This window comes from Shewanella sp. SM71, from assembly GCF_025653905.1.
Lineage (GTDB): Bacteria > Pseudomonadota > Gammaproteobacteria > Enterobacterales > Shewanellaceae > Shewanella > Shewanella oncorhynchi.
In genome coordinates this window covers 152,550-171,886 of record NZ_JAKKRW010000008.1, presented here as the reverse complement: position 1 = coordinate 171,886, position 19,337 = coordinate 152,550, and the positions used below count along the sequence as shown (strand labels likewise).

At 44.8% G+C, this 19,337-nt stretch carries 14 protein-coding genes and 1 pseudogene; 9 read left to right on the top strand and 6 right to left on the bottom strand.

All coding sequences use genetic code 11. From position 1 onward, the window contains the following. The first annotated feature begins 32 nt into the window (after positions 1-32). Complete coding sequence (locus L5L97_RS10310; protein ID WP_105251362.1) at positions 33-629, top strand: FxsA family protein; 597 nt, start codon at positions 33-35, stop codon at positions 627-629. 283 nt (positions 630-912) lie between these two features. On the opposite strand, the gene L5L97_RS10305 is transcribed toward L5L97_RS10310, so the two are convergent. From L5L97_RS10305 to L5L97_RS10295, 3 genes are all read right to left on the bottom strand, one after another. Next, positions 913-1,899 (bottom strand): DUF3187 family protein, encoded by a 987-nt coding sequence (locus L5L97_RS10305; RefSeq protein ID WP_263181795.1) that lies wholly within the window; start codon positions 1,897-1,899, stop codon positions 913-915. A gap of 695 nt (positions 1,900-2,594) precedes the next feature. Then, positions 2,595-5,681, bottom strand: a complete 3,087-nt coding sequence (locus tag L5L97_RS10300; RefSeq protein ID WP_263181794.1) for an efflux RND transporter permease subunit — start codon at positions 5,679-5,681, stop codon at positions 2,595-2,597. A 3-nt stretch (positions 5,682-5,684) separates the two neighbouring features. Beyond that, entirely contained in the window at positions 5,685-6,767 is a 1,083-nt protein-coding gene (locus L5L97_RS10295) for an efflux RND transporter periplasmic adaptor subunit (RefSeq protein WP_263181793.1), read from the bottom strand. 128 nt (positions 6,768-6,895) lie between these two features. On the opposite strand from L5L97_RS10295, the gene L5L97_RS10290 reads away from it, so the two are divergent. Then, positions 6,896-7,885 (top strand): LysR family transcriptional regulator, encoded by a 990-nt coding sequence (locus L5L97_RS10290; RefSeq protein ID WP_113940006.1) that lies wholly within the window; start codon positions 6,896-6,898, stop codon positions 7,883-7,885. A gap of 1 nt (position 7,886) precedes the next feature. Here the strand turns inward: L5L97_RS10290 and L5L97_RS10285 are convergent, their stop codons facing one another. Continuing rightward, positions 7,887-9,254 (bottom strand): MATE family efflux transporter, encoded by a 1,368-nt coding sequence (locus tag L5L97_RS10285; protein WP_263181792.1) that lies wholly within the window; start codon positions 9,252-9,254, stop codon positions 7,887-7,889. Between the two features lie 224 nt (positions 9,255-9,478). Here L5L97_RS10285 and L5L97_RS10280 point away from each other — a divergent pair, with 224 nt between their 5' ends. From L5L97_RS10280 to L5L97_RS10265, 4 genes are all read left to right on the top strand, one after another. After that, positions 9,479-9,769 (top strand): co-chaperone GroES, encoded by a 291-nt coding sequence (locus tag L5L97_RS10280; RefSeq protein ID WP_006086113.1) that lies wholly within the window; start codon positions 9,479-9,481, stop codon positions 9,767-9,769. A 57-nt stretch (positions 9,770-9,826) separates the two neighbouring features. Next, on the top strand, positions 9,827-11,464 hold the full coding sequence (gene groL, locus L5L97_RS10275) for a chaperonin GroEL (protein ID WP_011847850.1): 1,638 nt from the start codon (positions 9,827-9,829) through the stop codon (positions 11,462-11,464). A gap of 405 nt (positions 11,465-11,869) precedes the next feature. Continuing rightward, positions 11,870-12,106 (top strand): type II toxin-antitoxin system antitoxin HipB, encoded by a 237-nt coding sequence (gene hipB, locus L5L97_RS10270; protein WP_263181791.1) that lies wholly within the window; start codon positions 11,870-11,872, stop codon positions 12,104-12,106. 3 nt (positions 12,107-12,109) lie between these two features. After that, the gene (locus tag L5L97_RS10265) at positions 12,110-13,411 is read left to right on the top strand and encodes a HipA domain-containing protein (RefSeq protein ID WP_263181790.1); all 1,302 of its coding nucleotides are present in this window, start codon (positions 12,110-12,112) and stop codon (positions 13,409-13,411) included. 457 nt (positions 13,412-13,868) lie between these two features. On the opposite strand, the gene L5L97_RS10260 is transcribed toward L5L97_RS10265, so the two are convergent. Continuing rightward, positions 13,869-14,780: a hypothetical protein gene (locus L5L97_RS10260; RefSeq protein WP_263181789.1), complete on the bottom strand. Its 912-nt coding sequence runs from the start codon at positions 14,778-14,780 to the stop codon at positions 13,869-13,871. An 836-nt stretch (positions 14,781-15,616) separates the two neighbouring features. Here L5L97_RS10260 and L5L97_RS10255 point away from each other — a divergent pair. Both L5L97_RS10255 and L5L97_RS10250 read left to right on the top strand, forming a co-directional pair. Further along, a complete protein-coding gene (locus L5L97_RS10255) occupies positions 15,617-16,192 on the top strand; it encodes a hypothetical protein (RefSeq protein ID WP_263181760.1) in 576 nt (191 codons plus the stop codon). A gap of 117 nt (positions 16,193-16,309) precedes the next feature. Next, positions 16,310-16,695: pseudogene (locus tag L5L97_RS10250) on the top strand (carboxymuconolactone decarboxylase family protein). A 159-nt stretch (positions 16,696-16,854) separates the two neighbouring features. Here L5L97_RS10250 and L5L97_RS10245 read toward each other — a convergent pair. After that, on the bottom strand, positions 16,855-17,106 hold the full coding sequence (locus L5L97_RS10245; RefSeq protein ID WP_263146649.1) for a DUF2999 domain-containing protein: 252 nt from the start codon (positions 17,104-17,106) through the stop codon (positions 16,855-16,857). 359 nt (positions 17,107-17,465) lie between these two features. Between L5L97_RS10245 and L5L97_RS10240 the strand changes: the two genes are divergently transcribed. Further along, positions 17,466-18,980 carry an ATP-binding cassette domain-containing protein gene (locus L5L97_RS10240; RefSeq protein WP_263181819.1) on the top strand — a complete coding sequence of 505 codons (1,515 nt, stop codon included), beginning with the start codon at positions 17,466-17,468 and terminating at the stop codon, positions 18,978-18,980. Positions 18,981-19,337 lie beyond the last annotated feature (357 nt).

The following is a 19,337-nucleotide window of genomic DNA, read 5'->3' as shown; positions in this document are numbered from 1 at the left end:
TACAGAGATAGTCAGATAAACCTGAGGTCGGTATGTTTTTCATTATATTTTTACTCTTTGTGCTGATCCCAGTAATAGAGCTGTCGGTGCTGATCCGTGTGGGTGAAGTGCTTGGCACTTGGACTACCATAGGTTTAGTGCTGTTTACCGCCGTGCTCGGGGTCTCTCTGGTTCGCAGCCAAGGCTTAAACACCTTAATGCAAGTACAACAAAAACTCGCCCGTGGTGAAGCACCGGGGCAAGAAATCGTTGAAGGTATGATGTTAGCTATGGCGGGCATCTTGCTCGTGATCCCCGGTTTTGTAACCGATGCCATTGGCCTATTATTCTTGACGCCATTAACCCGTCGTCCCATTGCTGCCTTGCTGTTCAAACGTATGCAGTTACGGGTTGTTGCCGGTTTACAGGGCACAATGCACGGTGGCTTTCAAGCAGGCCAAGGTCCCTTTGGGCCTAAGCCACAGGACCCATTTGGCCAAGCACCATTTGATGATAGTGTGAAAAAGGACGGTAATGTGTTTGAGGGAGACTTTGAACATAAAGTCGATCCAAGTGATATCAAACCCGCTAGCCATCAACTCTCTGATAAAGCGCAGGACAAAGAACAGGATAAAGATCCTAAGCCTTAGTCTTAGTCTTAGTATGAGTCTCGTATTGTCTTAGTCGCTTTTTGCGTTAGTTTTTTATTGGATTAACTCATTTGATTATCGCGTTTATTCGCCCCTAATATCCCTTAGATACCAGTGGCCCACTGAATCAATCTGACCTGTGCCGCTGGTTCACCTCCACCGTAATAGCCATTTCACTCTTAAAAAACTCCAATACTAATTACCCGCCCACTCAGGTATAAGAGTTAACATGATATTAGAGAAAAGCTTTTTTTTCGCATCCAAGCGATAAAGTTAGGTATTATTAAATCATGACTCTGTATCCAAGAGAAAAAGCAATATCAGTGCTGTTGTCCATGTTGAGTAGGTTTTCGACGATAGTGAATTCAATTGCACTGTTATTCAGATAATACCTATAGCCTAGAAATACTTCGTGAGAAGGTTTTGAAAAGTCATTATCTGTTTTGAGTAAACCTTCATAGTGATGTAATTCAATAAGCCAACCATGGCGTCCCATTAAATACTCATAACCTAAAGATAACATTACAGCATGGTCTTTATAGTCTATTCCAGATAGACTTTCATCATTTTGTCTAAAACTTATACCTGTTGTGGAGTAAAAATGATGCATTCCAGATGTATAGCTATAATTCAGCTGTAATGCTTGTTCAAAACGGTTATCTACAAATGGGCCAGAATTAACATGGTTGTAATATAAGCTGCCACCAATTGATAGACCATAATTATCCTCACTAAGCAATTGATATTCTAAATAGAAATTTAGGGCATTCGTTAGCGTATCGCCAGAAAGATCAGGTTGATTTATACCATTCTTTGAAAATATTTGGTTTTTGTCTTTGATTGTATTGTCGCGGCCATTTTGACCCACACCAAATGCATCATGAAACCAGATAGTGACCGAGTCAAGATGGTTATCCCCACTAAAACTCCACTTATAATTAGTATCAAACATCAATTTTTCAGTGAGTTGCCACTTTATTCCACCATTAAGAGAATTATGATAATAGTCAGCATAGTAATCGTCAGTTTCAGCCCATACACTTGCTACTGTTGCAGATCCGTATATCTCTTTTTTCCCTTCAGGCAGTGCAAATCCTGAACGAAGTAGAGGCGTTAAGCTACCCGCATGTGTAGGTGATTGGGCATGCACACGAAGTGGCCCATAATGACTATAATTGATATTTTCTGCGAAAGTACTCGGTAAAAATATTACCGTATAAATTAGATGTGCTCTAATAGTCACAAATAAAATTTTCTTTGCATATTTCATCGAAAACTCTTTTTTAGCTAATCTCTATTAAAAGCAATGTTTTGTAGTAAGGCTGATGTTATGTATAAATGACTGAAAATTTTCTATTTGAAGCAATAAAGTTTTTGATTCGACAGCTTTCTAATTGACTTTAGAATTAAAAGCTACAAAAAACATACCATAATAATACAAGTGCGAGCCAGAATGACCTACAGATAAACGGGATTGTAGTGAGTATTAGTAAAGTGCTAATAACTGCGAGTAATATTGTCTGTTTACTCATTGTCTGGACGCTATCAAAGCGTAATTTCATGATGTTTCTCAAACATAAATTATTATGCTAACAAAGCAATAACATTGTTTATGTTGTTAGTTATAGGTAGTGGTATTTCAGATGGCATTGTAAATGAATAATCAGCACTAAATATACCGCTGCTATTTACTCGTGTAAATGTGTGTAACAGGTAATTGTCCCGTATTAGCGGTGAAAATATGGAACTGATAGTTCATGTTTTTTAATTAATATATTTATTTATCAGTCATATTAGTTATCGTAATTAAAGACCAATCTCAGTTTGCCAAACTTGTTTATCTAATGGATGTGCTTGTTTAAATTGTCCCTCAAACCGTAATAGATCAAAAATGAAATGGCCAGCCAGCCACGAATGACTGACCGGCCGCGCCGGGAAGCGTTTTTGGATAAAATGCGGAGCAGGTTAGCTGGGTGATTGACCTCCTGTTGCCGTCGCTTTGATATTGAATACTAGGCTGTACATCACTGGCAGTACGATGAGCGTCAGCAGAGAAGCGAAGCCTAGACCGAAAATAATTGTAATCGCCATAGAACCGAAAAACGCGTCGGGGATCAGCGGTATCATCCCGAGCATAGTGGTTATCGCGGCCATCATCACTGGACGAACACGGCTGACACAGGAGTCGATTAAGGCAAAATAGGCTGGTTTACCTTCACTGAGCTCGAGGTTGATCTGATCGACCAAGACAATACCGTTTTTAATCACCATGCCCGACAAACTCAGTAATCCGAGTAGTGCCATAAAGCTGAAGGGCGCATCGAACAACAAGAGTCCCGCTGAAACCCCAATCAATGCCAGTGGCACAGTAAACCAGATCACTAAGGGCTGACGCACTGAGTTGAACAAGAATACGGTAATCAAAAACATCGCCAGATAACCTAAGGGAATTGAGCTAAATACCGACGCTTGTGCTTCACCTGCGGTTTCAAATTCACCGCCCCATTCCAAGCGGTAACCCGCGGGCAAGCTGATCGCTTCGACTTGGTCTTTGATTTTGCGCAGTACAGAATCGGCGGTTTCATTGCTACCAAGCTTAGGATCGGCCATTACTGCGAGCATGCGCATGCGATCGCGGCGCATCACCAGCGGATTTTCCCACTCAGTGTTGAAGCTACTGACTACTTGGGTGGCGGGCACAAAGGTATTGTGTTCGCTGCTCCAAATTTGCAGCTTCCATAGGCTGTCGGCCTGCAAACGTTCTTCGGCGGGCGCTCTGGCAACGATGGGCAACAAGTGGCTGGTTTCTCGGTATAAACCTATTTGCTTACCGCTAAAGTTAACCAATAGGGCATTGTCGAGGTCTTGCTTACTGATCCCTGTTTCGCGCGCTTGGGCATTTTCCAGTTGCGGACGGATCAACGGCACTTGATTACGCCAGTTGTGACGTATGCCATCCATGCTCGGTTCGGCGTGGAAAATGGCCTCGGCTTGGGCACCTAAAGCGCGCAGCACTTCTGGGTTATCACCGTAAAAGCGAGCCTCAATTTTGGCGGCGGGCGAAGGGCCGTTCTCCATGTTTTTTAAACGATATTGTGCCTGTGGGAAACGTTGATTTAACAAGGTTTCTAATTCTGGCATATAGGCTTTAACGGCGGCGAGATCATGCATTTCTACTATCAACTGCGCAAAGGCGGGATAGCCTTTTTCTGGCTGATAGGGCAGTACGAAGCGCTGCGAACCTTGGCCAATAACGGTTGTTAAGTGTTTTAGCCCAACGTCTTTTTGCTCGTCCAGCGCAAGCATTAACTTTTCGATATCAGCGGTAAAACGCTCGGTCGCCTTGATGTCAGTCCCCTCTGGCATCCAGATATCCACAAAGAAAATCGGCGTGTTAGAAGCAGGAAAAAACACATTCTTGATATGACCAAAGCCCACTACTGCGCTGAAAAGCATAGCGATAACCAGCAGTACGCTCACCAGCCTAAAGCGCAGTGCCACAATTAAGCTTGTGCGATATAAGCTGAAGAACCAGCCCTTGTAGGGGTCTTGGGCTTCTTCATCGCTCGGCGCATCTTTAAATAACAGATGACAGAAAAACGGCGTGAGTGTGATGGCCGTGATCCAGCTGATAAACAGTGAAATCATCAACACTTGGAATAAAGAACGGCAGAACTCACCGGCGGCATTTTGCGATAAGCCAATGGGGGCAAAGGCAATAATGGCAATCACAGTCGCGCCCAATAGCGGCCACTGGGTTTGGGACACTATCTGTTTGGCCGCTTCTAAACGGGTCTTACCGCGACGGATACCAATTAAAATGCCTTCAGTAACGACAATGGCGTTATCGACCAACATACCAAGGGCAATAATGAGTGCGCCGAGGGAGATGAGCTGTAGATCAATCCCGAGCACTTTCATCACGATAAAAGTGCCTAGAATCGTCAGCAGTAAGATCAGGCCCATCAACAGGCCTGAGCGCAATCCCATAAACAGCAGAAGCACGGCGATCACTATGGCAATGGATTCCATTAGGTTGATTAAGAAGCCGTTAACTGTCTCATCTACCGCCTGGCTTTGATTATAAACCGTCGCTAAATTCATGCCGATTGGGCGTTGTGATTCAAGCTCGGCTAAACGGTCACTGACCTTTTGCCCGATTTCGACTACATTCACACCGCTAGAGAAAGAAATCCCCAGCGATAATGCTGCTTCACCTTTATTGTGATAAAGCACGTTAGGGGTTTCGTCATAATCCCTTTCAATATTGGCAATGTCGCCAAGGTAAATCAGCTCAGAGCTACCCGGAGGGCTGACGATCAAACGCGCGAGATCCTGCACATTGCTAAATTCGCCCGTGGGATGAATGCGGATACGGTTATCGCCAATCACTAAGCTGCCCGCGTTAGAGACGACGTTTTGATTGTTCACTAAACCATAGATATAGCTCTGATCTAACCCTAGTGCCGATAGCTTTTGCTGGGAGAATTCAATCACGACTTGCTCAGTGACGTTGCCAGCAACAGAAACCTTTTTTACTCCAGGTACTAGCACTAGCTCGCGGCGCAGATAGTCGGCGTAATTGCTCAACTCGCGGTTGCTGTAATCAGGTCCCGAAAGGTTAAATAAAATGCCATATACATCGCCAAAGTCGTCCATCACCTGTGGCGTTGCTGTGCCCGGCGGCAAGTTTCCCGCAGCATCATTGACTTTACGACGCACTTCATCCCACACCTGCGGCAGGCTGGTTTTATCGTAGCTTTCTTTAATCTCGATTTGGATTTGTGATAAACCCGCACTATTAATTGAAGTCACATGCTTAATGGCGTCGAGTTGCTGCAGGGCATCTTCGAGCGGTAATGTCACTTCTTCTTCAACTTGCTCAGGCGATGCACCGGGATAAGCCGTGATCACTAAAGCTTCTTTAATGGTAAATTCGGGGAATTCTAGTTGCCCCAAACCAGTAAAACTGACGCCACCACCCACGAGTAGTAGCAACACAAACATCCAACTGATGACTTTGTGGCGTATCGAATACTCTGCAATGTTCATCAATTACACCCCACGCTGCCAGCGTAGTGGTTTGACTTTCATGCCATTGGATAATTGAGACACTCCAGCGCTGACGATGAGATCGCCCTTGTTAACGCCCGTTAAAATCTCAACACCTCGATTACTCACGCGTCCTAGCGTCACCATCGTCGGTTTTACTTCACCCGATTGCGCTTGATAAATCCACACTTGCACTTGGCCATCTTGGTCGCGCTTATCGATAGCGGTCACTGGCACTACCGTTGACGCGAGGGCACTAGGATCTTTGACTAAGGCTAAGGTCAACTCGGCACTCATTCCTGGAAGTAACTGAATATCTTGAGGTTGAGGTAACGAAAACACCACTTCATAGGCTTGGGTGCCCGGCGTGACTTGAGTCGAGTATTCTTTAAATTTGGCATCGAAACTTTGCTCGGGGAAGGCACTAAAACGCACCTTAGCTGTAAAATGAGCTTGATCGGTATATTGCTTCAAACCCGCCGCCATCGACTCGGGAACTTGAATGCTAATATCGAGCAAATTATTGTTTTGTAATGTTAATACCCCTTGATTTGCTTGCACTATTTGGTGGTTATCCACTAAACGTTTGGCGACTGTACCGCTAAAAGGTGCCGTTAAATGGGTGTAACTCAGTTGATCGCGTGCAGCGGCTAAGGCGGCGGTGGCCGATTTGAGTTGCGCTTGAGTGCTATCAAACTCAGATTGTGAAATCAGTTTGCGATTGAGTAGCTCGACTTTACGTTTAAAGTCAGCGGCTAACAGTTCATGCTCCGCCTCGCGGGTCATTAAATTATTGTGGGCGTCCCTGTCATCAAGTTTTGCGAGTAAGCTACCTTGAGTGACTCTTTGCCCTTCAACTAATGCTAATTCTGTTAATTGTCCTGAAATGCGGAACGACAATTCTGCGCGACTATTGGCGGCAACGCGGGCTGGAAATGTTCTGAAATCTCCGTCTTCTACATTGAGTACTTCAAACAGTTTAACCGGACGAATTGTTGCCACTTGCACTGAACTTTCCGCAGGCGAACAACCACTGATCAGGGCTGGAAGCAGCATTGTCAGCGGCAAGAGTCGATATGATTTCATGGTGGAGATTTCCTAGTTAACAAATTGTCAGCATTTCTGGGCGCGAAGATACCAGCTAAATTAGTTGCAATAAACGGGATACTTTGGGATTATCAGTCCCACATAATGAGATTGAACTTAAGGTCAAAATGAAGACAGAGGACTTAGCGTTATTCCACCGAATTGCTGAAACCGGTAGTTTGATTGAAGCGGCGGATTTACTTAACTTACCTAAATCGACTGTGAGTCGGCGTTTGCAAGCCTTGGAAGATGAGCTGAACATTAAATTGTTCCACCGTCAGAGCCGCTCTATGACGCTCACTTCTGCGGGCAGCCATTTTTACCAGCGCTCGCAGAATATTTTGGCTCAGCTCGACGAAACCCTATTCGAAATGACCAATGACGATGCTGAGATCAGCGGGCATTTGCGTATTCAAATGTTCCCCATCCACAGCATGAAAATCTTGATGCAAGCCATTTTCCGCTTTATGGATATGCATCCTAAACTCACCTTAGAAGTCATCAGCAGTTCAGAATCCGTTGATATGGTGAAACATAATCTCGATGTGGCCTTTGTGGTCGAGCCTGCGTTGGATACCTTAGATTTAGTGGTGCGGCCGATTTTTACTACTGACTTACGTTTTTACGCGAGTCCGCAATATTTAGCGGCACACGGTACACCTAAAACACCGAAAGAGATTGAAGCACATAATGTGTCTATGTTCCGTTTATCCAACGGCAAAATCTTTAATGAGTTATTTATCGGTTCAGAACAAGAGGTGAGAGTCAGAGGTAATTTCTGCTCCAACAGTATTGAAGTGGCGGTTGAGTTTGGATTGCAAGGACGCGGCATAGTGTATGCGCCTGCTGAAGTCGTGGATGAATATGTACAAAGCGGTGAGTTAGTGACTTTGTTACCTGAAATCCAGCCCCACCAAGGCGAGTGTTTCTTAGCTTATCCATCAAGACGTTACGTAAGTTTAGCCTGTCGACGCTTTATCGACTATATCATGCAAGAGTTAGTGCCAAATGGCGTGCCGATCAACATGAGCGAGCAAGGCCCACGTCGATCCTGCAAAGCCTCTACGGGAGCGTTTTCAGACGACGTGTTGCGCTTTCCCGTTAAAAAATCAAGCTAGTTTACCCCTCGCTAATGGCGTTTGCGGTCGTGATCTTTGTGGGCTCACAGATCCGCTGCGCCAGCCAGTAACAGGCAATTCCCATCAAAATATTGGTCACAGGTAGCGCGAGCAGCAGGCCTTTAACGTCACCTATATACGATCCCAAGGCTGCTAGCGGCAGCATGAGCAGTACTAAGCGGCACAGATTGATGACTAATGAACTCATAGGCCTGTGGTAGGCATTGAGGGAGGTCGCGACAATAATCACTATACCCAAAGGTCCGTAGGCACAGGGCAGCACTAAGATATAAAAACTCAGCCACTCGATAACCTGCGGATCGGTACTGAATAAATGCGCGATAGGCTCGGCTAAAAAGATCAGTGGGATATAGAGTAAGGTTTGGAAAATAAAGATAAATTTTATCGATAATAGCAGGGCTTCTTTCGCTCTGTGTGGCTGTCCTGCCCCTAAATTTTGCGCAATAAAGGGCATTAAACTCGACGACAGTGCCATCACTACGATTAATAGCACTGACTCTAATCGAGTACCGGCACCAAAGGCTGCCACTGCGCTGTGATCGATATGCGCCAACATGGCCATAATAATGGCATTGGCTAGTGGATTGATTAAATTCATCAAGGCGGCGGGTTGTGCTATATGGGCTAGTTTGCTCCAGTTCGCGCGCATTCTGTCTATGTCAAAGGCGACCCATTCGAGCATTTTGCGCCTGACAATCAACAAATATCCCGACAAAGATAAGGCAATCAACCAAGCGAACAGGGTTGCAATTGCGGCGCCTTGGATTTCTAAACGTGGAAATGGCCCAATACCAAAAATCAGTAACGGATCGAGGATAAGATTGATGATTGCCGCCAGCGCCATGATCATCGCCGGCGAGCGGGTGTCGCCAGTGGAACGTAAACCTTGATTGCCTACCATCAACAATACCAGCAGCGGTGCGCTGACATACCAGTAAATCATATAGTCGTGGATCAGCGGCAAGCTGTCATCGTTTGCCCCGAGTAAGCGAAACAGTGGCGTAATAAAAATGCTACCCAGAGCGGCTAAACTGGCGATCAAGACAAAGGTGAGCAATAAGGCATCATGCAAGAACACTTTGGCCTTGTGGGCATTACCCGAACCGATAAGTCGACCTAAATTGGTCGAGACTCCAGCGCCAATACCAATGGCGATGCTAGAGATCACTAAGGTCACCGGAAAGGTAAAACTGATGGCGGCTAAGGCTTCAGTGCCCAATTGGCTGATAAAAAAAGTGTCAGCGAGGCTGAAACCTAGAATGGTCATAATGCCAATTAAGTTGGGGAGGCTCATGTTGAGCAGTACACGACCAATTGGCGCGGTGAGCAGCCCGTGTCTGTCTTTCATGGAAAAATAGTGCCTTGTTAGCGAGCGGAGGCGAGATTCTAGCAGGATTGTGCGGACTTGAAAAAACCGACATCAAAAAATTGAAGTTTTTTTTGTAAATGCCCTTGGATCTCGACACTGTCAGCCCCATATCTCAGACAGCAAAAGAGCAGACTCAGGTGTCTGTTTTTTTAATCACAAATAGGCTCGATTGTAGGGCATCAAATCATTAGGAGAGTTCATAGATGAATATTCGTCCATTACATGACCGCGTAATCGTTAAGCGTCTAGAAGTTGAATCTACATCAGCGGGTGGCATAGTACTGACCGGTAGCGCCGCTGAAAAATCAACTCGCGGTGAAATCCTTGCTGTGGGCAATGGCCGTATTTTAGAAAATGGCACAGTTAAGCCACTGGATGTCAAAGTGGGTGACGTGGTGATCTTCAACGAAGGTTACGGCGTTAAGAAAGAAAAAATCGACGGTCAAGAAGTCTTGATCCTGTCGGAAGCTGACCTGATGGCAGTAGTGGGTTAATCCTCAGCATCAATTCGACATTCCAATTAATCATTAAAAATTTAAAGGATAATCAAGATGGCAGCTAAAGAAGTTGTATTTGGTAATGACGCTCGCGTAAGAATGCTGGCTGGCGTAAACATTCTCGCAAACGCAGTTAAAGTGACCTTAGGCCCTAAAGGCCGTAACGTGGTATTAGACAAGAGCTTCGGCTCACCACTGATCACTAAAGACGGTGTTTCTGTTGCCAAAGAAATCGAGTTAGAAGATAAATTCGAAAACATGGGCGCGCAAATGGTGAAAGAAGTTGCTTCTAAAGCCAACGATGCCGCCGGTGATGGTACTACTACTGCAACTGTACTGGCTCAAGCCATTGTCGTTGAAGGCTTAAAAGCCGTTGCAGCCGGTATGAACCCAATGGATCTGAAGCGCGGTATCGACAAAGCCGTTATCGCTGCAGTTGCTGAATTAAAAGCCTTATCACAACCTTGTGCAGATTCAAAAGCGATTGCACAAGTTGCGACTATCTCTGCAAACTCTGACGAATCTATCGGCGAAATCATCGCAACAGCGATGGAAAAAGTCGGCAAAGAAGGCGTGATCACAGTTGAAGAAGGCCAAGCGTTAGAAAACGAATTGGACGTAGTAGAAGGTATGCAGTTTGACCGTGGCTACCTGTCTCCATACTTCATCAACAAGCCAGAAACCGGCAGCGTTGAGTTAGACCACCCATTCGTACTGTTAGTAGACAAGAAAATCTCTAACATTCGCGAACTGTTACCTATCCTTGAAGGTCTGGCAAAAACCGGTAAGCCATTGCTTATCGTTGCTGAAGACGTTGAAGGCGAAGCATTAGCAACTTTAGTTGTGAACAATATGCGCGGTATTGTGAAAGTGGCTGCCGTTAAAGCACCTGGCTTTGGCGATCGTCGTAAGGCAATGCTGCAAGACGTAGCAATCCTGACTGGCGGTACTGTTATTGCTGAAGAAATCGGCCTAGAGCTTGAAAAAGCAACGCTGGAAGATTTAGGTACAGCTAAGCGTGTTGTGATCACTAAAGACAACACCACCATCATCGATGGTAACGGCGAGCAAACACAAATTGCTGCTCGTGTAAGCCAAATCAAACAACAAGTTGAAGAGTCAACTTCAGACTACGACAAAGAAAAACTGCAAGAGCGTATGGCTAAACTAGCTGGCGGCGTAGCAGTGATTAAAGTTGGCGCAGCGACTGAAGTTGAAATGAAAGAGAAAAAAGCCCGCGTTGAAGATGCTCTGCATGCAACTCGCGCTGCGGTAGAAGAAGGCGTGGTTCCTGGCGGCGGTGTTGCTCTGGTTCGCGTAGCTTCTAAGATCGCTGAAGTTGAAGTATTAAACGAAGATCAAAAACACGGTGTGGTTATCGCACTGCGTGCAATGGAAGCACCACTGCGTCAAATCGCCACGAACGCGGGTGAAGAAGCGTCAGTTGTTGCTAACACAGTGAAGAACGGTAGCGGTAACTTCGGTTACAACGCTGGCAACGACACTTACGGCGACATGTTAGAAATGGGTATCCTTGACCCAACTAAAGTGACCCGTTGTGCATTGCAATTCGCTGCGTCAATCGCAGGTCTGATGATCACTACAGAAGCTATGGTTGCTGAGATCCCACAAAATGCTAGCCAAGATATGGGCGGTATGGGTGGGATGGGCGGAATGGGCGGCATGATGTAATTTTTGCTGGTCTAAAACGTTGATTACGGCGTTGCAGCTCGCTCACATACACACAACGTATGCTACGCTCACAGCGCCTTGTATTGAACGTTTTATCCTGCGCAAAAACGTCTGCGGTCTTTAGCTTAATCGCTTAAACCTAAATTGTTGTAAAAAATGAAAGCCCCGACACTGGAAACAGTGTCGGGGCTTTGTTTTTAGTCTGGTAGCTTGGGCAAGTTTCAGGTGTACTTAGCTACACTTTTTGGGATTTAAGCACTGAAATGACCACAAAAGTGTAACATTGTACACTTTTGAGTGGCTTGTCATTTTCAACAATCCAAAAGTGTAGTTCTGTACACTTTTATATTGAATAGGGCTGGTTTTAGGACTAAGGTGTATGAAGTTACACTTTTGGAGATGATTATGGCATCACCGCTAAATCAACAATCCCTCGGCTTGTTAATTAAAGAGCGAAGGAAAAGTGCTGCTCTTACTCAAGACGTGGCAGCCATGCTGTGCGGCGTAACCAAAAAAACGCTGATCCGAGTTGAAAAAGGTGATGATGTTTATATCTCAACCGTATTCAAAATCCTTGATGGTCTGGGGATTGATATCGTTTCGGCTCAAACCAGCGACACCGAAACTAACGGCTGGTATTAACCCATGAGTACTTCCAAAAAGCTCACGTTAGAGATGCACCTCGGTGATTTAATTATCGGGGAGTTATCCTTTGATGCGACGACCGACACCTTTGCCGTACATTACACCGAAAAGTGGCAACAAAGCGGATTTCCACTATCTCCAACAATTCCCTTAGATGGCACAGGCAGTAGCAGTCAGATATCGATGTTTTTGGTTAACTTATTACCGGAAAACAAAGGATTAGATTATCTAATTGAATCGCTTGGCGTCTCCAAGGGAAATACCTTTGCCTTGATCCGTGCAATTGGTCTCGATACCGCAGGTGCAGTTGCTTATGTTCTTAAAGGGACTTTGCTGCCTGAAACACAATTACGGCCAATTAAGGCTGAAGAAGTTATTCAGCGAATTGAAGATCCCACAATGTGGCCGATGGAAATTTGGGACGGCAAACCTCGACTGTCGGTAGCGGGTGTACAACCTAAATTAAACCTGTTTTATAACGGTGAAGAATTTGCATTTGCCGAAGGCGCGCTTTCATCTACCCATATTGTTAAATTCGAAAAATATCGCCATTTAGTGCTCAATGAATTTATGACGATGCGCTTAGCTAAGGCGATTGGAATGAATGTGGCTAATATTGATATCGTTCATTTTGGAGATTACAAAGTACTCTGTGTCGAACGCTTTGACCGACGTTATATGCCAAATGAGCAAAGGGTATTAAGAAGGCATATTGTCGATAGCTGCCAAGCACTTGGTTTTAGTGTTAGCAAAAAATATGAACGTAATTTTGGTTCAGGGCGTGATGTTAAAGATATTCGTGAAGGGGTAAGTTTTAACAGGCTCTTTAGTCTCGCAGCAAAATGCCGTAATCCAGTGGCCGCTAAACAGGATATGTTGCAATGGGCGCTATTCAATTTACTGACCGGCAATGCCGATGCACACGGTAAAAACTACTCGTTTTTTATGACGCCAAGCGGAATGGAGCCAACTCCTTGGTACGATTTGGTCAGCGTGGCTATGTATGAAGATTTTGAACAACAGCTTGCTATGGCAATTGATGATGAATTTGATCCAAATAGTATTTACCCGTATCAATTGGCCGCATTTATTGATGGCTTAGATTTACCAAGGAATTTATTAATCAGTAACTTAACGACAATAGCGCGAAGAATTCCGCAGGCAATAGATGGTGTGATTTCAATGCTTCCGGCCCTCGATGAGAGTGAAACATCATTTGTGGCTTATTACAAAGCGCAGTTGCTGGCGAGATGTGAGCGTTACCTTAGTTTTGCTGACGAGGTCAGGGATGTGGAAGTGTAGCTCTAGCTATATCTTATCACCCAGCGGTAATTTCGTAGGGAAGGGGGCACTCCTGTCACCTTCGCTTTATTTGTTAATCTATAGAGTTGGGCATATCCCATAATTCTTGATTGCTTTTAAAAGCAAAATCAAAGTCGTGGGGCTTCACCCCACACCCGACCAAAAGGGGAAAAGCGCCTGTTCCCCTTTTGGAAATCCCCCGGCGCCCCTAGCGAAGTTACATGCATTAGTTAGTGGCTTCGTGCTTATTCGAAAATCGCTAACGCTTCCGATGGGGCGTCCCTTCCCCCCGAAAGCTACGCAGATGTCCTGTCTGCGTAACACGCCATTCTTTCAATAAAGAGTCTTCAACGCCCTTCAGCAACTTCGCAGGGGAGGGTGAACTACTGTGGTCTAGGTGTTGGCTGTTAAACCCAAAAGAGTTATGCCTGTCCTATCTTTGATTAACGGGTACTTTTTAAAGTTTGGCTTTAATTTTGTTCACTAAAATTTCATGATTACCTAGTTGAGATTCCAATGTTTTCGTTAATTTAGCCATGTCTGACGAGTGTGGCATACCACCTTCTTCCAGCATCTTAAGTAAGTCATCTAAACAATAGCTAACGATAAATGCAAAAATGTCTTTCTTAGTAACAAAATCAATAAAACTAATTAGAGTTCTTATTTTTGTTGCGACCGGGGTATCTACAAACTTTTCGAACTTAACCTTGAGTTCATAATACTCATAGGTTTGCCTTAGTAGGTCACTTTCAATACTTCCTAATTCTTTTTTTAACACTGTTAGGATATTGTTGCCTTCTTTTTTTGACTTCTCCGCACTTTCAGAGATTGCTTTTATCAAGTCAGACTTTGTCTTTTCAACAACTATCGAAAAGTAATCAATTTCAGATTTAATTTGACTTTTAATCAAACTATCAACCGACTCTTTCGACTCCTGAAACTTTGAATTTAAGTTATTGTTCTGTTCTAATAATCTTTGTTCTATCTCCTTAATACCTTTAGAGATTTCAGCTTCTAACTGCAATCTAATATTAGTCTTTTCATCTTTAATTTGCCCTTTTACGTTATATATATTAAAACCTAAAAACAACAGAAGAAAACCGCCAGCGAACGATAGTGACCAATAATAACCAGCCGTCAATCTATCAATATACTTATCAAGCATCTGATTTTGAGTCTTCAAAATATCAATCTGAGCTTCAAGTTTTTTAAAGTTTTCTGCCGAAGTTGTATCACTACTTAAGCTTTTGTTTATTAATTCTGACTTAACTAATGGTGTTTTCTCAGTTGATTCAGTCGGCAATGGCAATGCACTATCTGCGTGGGAGAAAAATGATAACATTAGTAATATAAATACAGTGACCTTCACAGCTATCTCCTTGAAATTTCATATCCACCTACTGTAAGTTAGCTAGTTAAATTTTTAAAGTTATATCTCAGTTTATCAAGTTTATACGCACTACATTTTTATTTTGTAAATTCCCCTTCACAACTTCATTTGTATTCATATCCTTCATCACATAATCTAACTGCACTAGCTTTGCTAACACGCTGGGGCTGATATCTATTTCTGCTGCCATCATCCTGCGGTCAGCTGCGCGGCTTAGGCGACCACAACGAATAATGGTCGCGTTACCTAATTCGGGCTTAGTAAGACAGCCACATCTTGTAACGTGTTTGACGCTGTGGCTATCCTTCTGCTTTATTTCTTGGCTTTTTTAACGCTGATTACAATTCATATTGATTGGTGGGACTTGGCTTTTAATAGCATTAAAATAAAGCCTGAATTTAACGAGCCACCTATTGTTAAATTTGCAGAGTGTATGCTTGTAAAAAGGCATACAGATAACTGGATAGTTGGTTGGATTAAGCATTGGCATGTAAGTGACCGTTGACGGCATGGATGCCGTCGTCGAGCCCTCATGGATGAGTTTATGGCGTGTCACTGGAATGACAGTGCTTAATAATCAGCTTCCGCTGTTAAGCAGCACACGAGCAGTAAAAGAATCTAACGAGCCATCCATTGTTAAATTTGCAGAGTGTATGCTTGTAAAAAGGCATACAGATAACTGGAAAATTGGTTGAATACTAATATATTGGCAGACATTTAAGCTGAACAAAAATAGTGGGTTAAGCTCTTATTCTCAATTACAATGCACTATTTTCATTAGCTAAATGCGGCATTAAACGAGCAGGAAACCCAGTATGAATATCCCGATGATTACCGCGCTTCAGAGTGCTATTACCGAAGCGCTAGCGAGTATACCAACCGCTGAGGCGGAGCAGATCTATGCATTGTCTTTCTATATCAACAACGAATATGACGATCCCCGTCTACCTACGTTGACAGTCGGCTATAACACAGTCGACGAGTGGCATGCTTCGATTCCAAAGGCTTCTAGCTCTGACGAAGCAAAATGGAACTATGCCTTCTGGCTTCAAAACGAACTCCTCGTCTTTGGGGATCCTGACTCTCAGACTGCGGATATCTTAGCTCGCTGGGTGGCCGATCTCGGTCTCGGGTACAGTGATGCGGAGGAAGATGTCGATTTTGATCGCTGCCTTGAGCTCGGTCAGGAGATAACCGAGCAATTTGTTGCCGCAGTATGCGTTGTCGCTTCTACACTCCATTCCAACTTAACCGTTAGTCGCGTTTTTGGTCGTTCGGTACCCATCATAGTTCACGAGCTCGAGTACTATAACGAGATCGCAGATCAGACAGAGGCCTGTAACCCTCCCAGACTCGCCGAAGAGTTCGTTTCTTGGGTGCGCTCAATCTAACGTTAGTTATTAGTTATAGGTGGTAAGGATATAGGGCAGATTGGTTGGCGGCGGTTCAATAATTCTAATCACAGAGCTTAATCACATAGCTAATCACATAACAAAAAGGATGCATCGATGAACGATGGGCAATACAAAAAGGGGCTTGAGGTGCGTCGTGCTGTGATGGGCGATAGCTATGTGGATAAGGCGCTCAATAGTGCGACGGATTTTACCCAGCCGCTGCAAGATTTAGTTACGGCCAATTGCTGGGGTGAGGTTTGGGTGCGTGATGCCATTTCAAGGCAAACGCGCAGTTTGATTACCATAGCGACGCTGGCGGCATTAAAGGCGCCGACTGAGTTAAAGGGCCATGTGCGGGGCGCGCTAAACAATGGCTGCTCGGTTGAAGAGATCCAAGAAGTCTTACTGCATTGCACCGTTTACTGCGGTATGCCTGCGGGGATTGAGGCTTTCGAGCGGCGAAAGAAGCGATTGAGGAGTGGCAGGCGCAACACAGTTAGCTCACTTGGTATTAATCATTTTGAGCGTCAATGGCTTTGAGGTTTAGTTGCTGTGAGATTTAGTTACTTTGCGGTTTAGTGGTTTTAACATTCGCTAGGGGAGCTGAGTTACGCGGATTCCCCTAGCGCATGATGGCTACAAACTTGAACAGTCTGCGCTTATTTTTGTAACTGGGCTTTTGCGGCTTCTACTTTTGAGAAATCCAAACCGAGTTCAAGCACGGCTTCTTTGAGCAAGGCCGGTTTCTGCATCACTAGTCCCAGCAGTTGTTGTAATTTTTCGGCTGGGATGCCTAATTGACCGAGCGTGCCCATCGCCATTAATGGATTTTCGGTTAATGTTTGAAACAGTTCTTGAATTTTAGCGTTACTGACGTTGTGTTCTTTTAAGATGGCAATAATGGGATTCATTGCATTACCTTGTTGATATGAAAGTTAAACAGGTGCCGATTTTATCACAGTTCTGCCAGAGTGGTTGCCTCACACCACATGCGTACCTGTTGGATGTTGCCACGCTTTGCCTATGCCATTAAGCGCATTAGATTTTATTCCCAATAAGCTTTACTCTGGTGACGTATTCCCCAAAATCTGCCGATAAAACCTGAGCGACTGTCGTGCATCTTGAGCCGTTGCATTGGATATTATGGCTCTAGATATCATGACTCTAAGATATTGTGGCTCTAGATATTATTACCTTAGATATCATGGAGCAATACGATTGGGTAATCGCTGGCTTTTATCATCCCTTAAAAAAGAAAGGAACTGTGGTTATGCTTGATGTTGTCGCGAACCAAGACAAAAGTATTGTGGTTAAACAGTTGCGATACGGGCGTGATAATGAGGTGTTAGTCGTCGATGAGTGGCAACTGCATCCTGCTGAACATTGGGCGATTTTCGCGACCGACAGTTATTGTGGTTCCTTGCTTGGGCGAATATTAACGGGTGATATTCTGTCCGATGAAGGGACGATTGCTGGCTTGCCGCAACGTATCGGTTGGGTGTCACTTGGGTTGCAACAAGCATTGCTGGAGCGCGAGTTAGAAAAAGACGAGTTGGATTACGGTTCGAGTGTCGAATTCTTAGTATTGGAATGCTGCCAAGATGCCAAGCAACTCCCTGCATTATTACAAAAGGTTGGGCTTGAGCCTCTGCGTCGGCGCGGTTTTCGGCAATTATCCACGGGCGAAACGCGCAGAGTCATGCTGGCACGTGCACTGGCAATGTTACCGCAATTGCTGATTTTAGATGACCCTTATGCAGGGCTTGATGCTGAACATCAAGCGAGTTTATCTGAGCTGCTGAGTGAAGTGGCCGAGCATACTCAGTTGCTGATCATCACCTCGCGCCAAGAAGAATTGCCGCCGTGTATCAGCCATGTGGCGCTGTTTAATGGCGAGATGCTCAAATCGGGGCAGAGTGTGCACAAACTCAGCCCGTCGATGTCGATTGAGCAATGGCATAATCATCCCGTGATGGCGCAGCTGAATGCGTTATCGGCACAGCGTAGCGATGAACTCTTGGCCTTGATGGAGCGGCAAAGGCACAACGCCGAGGCGTTTGATCCTCTGGTCGAGATTAAAAATGGCAAAGTGGAATATGTCAGTGGGCTGATTTTCAGCGGCGTGAATTGGCGCATCGAGGCGGGGCAACATTGGCAAGTTCGTGGCCCAAATGGCTGCGGTAAAAGCACTTTGCTGGGACTGATTTTAGGCGACCATCCCCAATGCTATAGCAATGACATCACGCTCTTTGGCCGACCTCGCGGAAGCGGCGAGAGTATTTGGCAGATTAAACAACGGATTGGCATAGTATCGTCGGCGCTACACTTGCAATATCGCGTCAGTTGCTCGGCATTAGATGTGCTGCTTTCGGGCTTTTTTGACTCTATTGGCCTGTACCATAAACCCACTAAACCTCAGCTAGATTTGGCGAAGGAATGGTTGGCTATTCTGCACATGACAGGGCTGGCGAGCACAAGCTTTAAGAAGCTCGATTATGGTCAGCAGCGGTTACTGCTGATAGGTCGCGCCTTGATTAAACAGCCACTGTTACTGATTTTAGATGAGCCGTATCAGGGCTTAGATTTTATCAATCGCACCTTAGTGATGCGGGCGCTGGAGATGATAGCCGAGCATCATCTGAGCCAATTGCTGTACGTGTCTCACCATAGGGAAGATGCCTTACCTGCGATTAAAAACTTTGTCGATTTTATCAAGCAAGATGACGGCTATTCGGTACAGGTGAACTACTGTGAGTCTGAGGATTTAACCCGTTTAAATCAGTAAATGCCACCTATCGTAACAGCTTAACGGCTGCTTATTTGTTTGCAGAGTTTGTCATTATCCCTCGGCACTCCAACACAGGTTAAAATTGACTTTACAGGGCGCTAGCCATTGAGTGTGTTAGTCACGCTCAATGGCAATATATCTGTGGCGCGAAAGATTTTCGTATTCCAGTGAAAACTGAGATACACCACATATCGATAATGAGGGTATCGCCCTAGTGTTTTATCCCCCATTCGTCAGACAGCAGTTCTGTTAATTAGTCATGCTTGATATAGGTAACTGTGAGCCGTCTTACAGTTTTGAATGTCGTTGGCGCGAATAATAGTTTCTGGCCTAGGCCAAAAACTCGTAACAGTT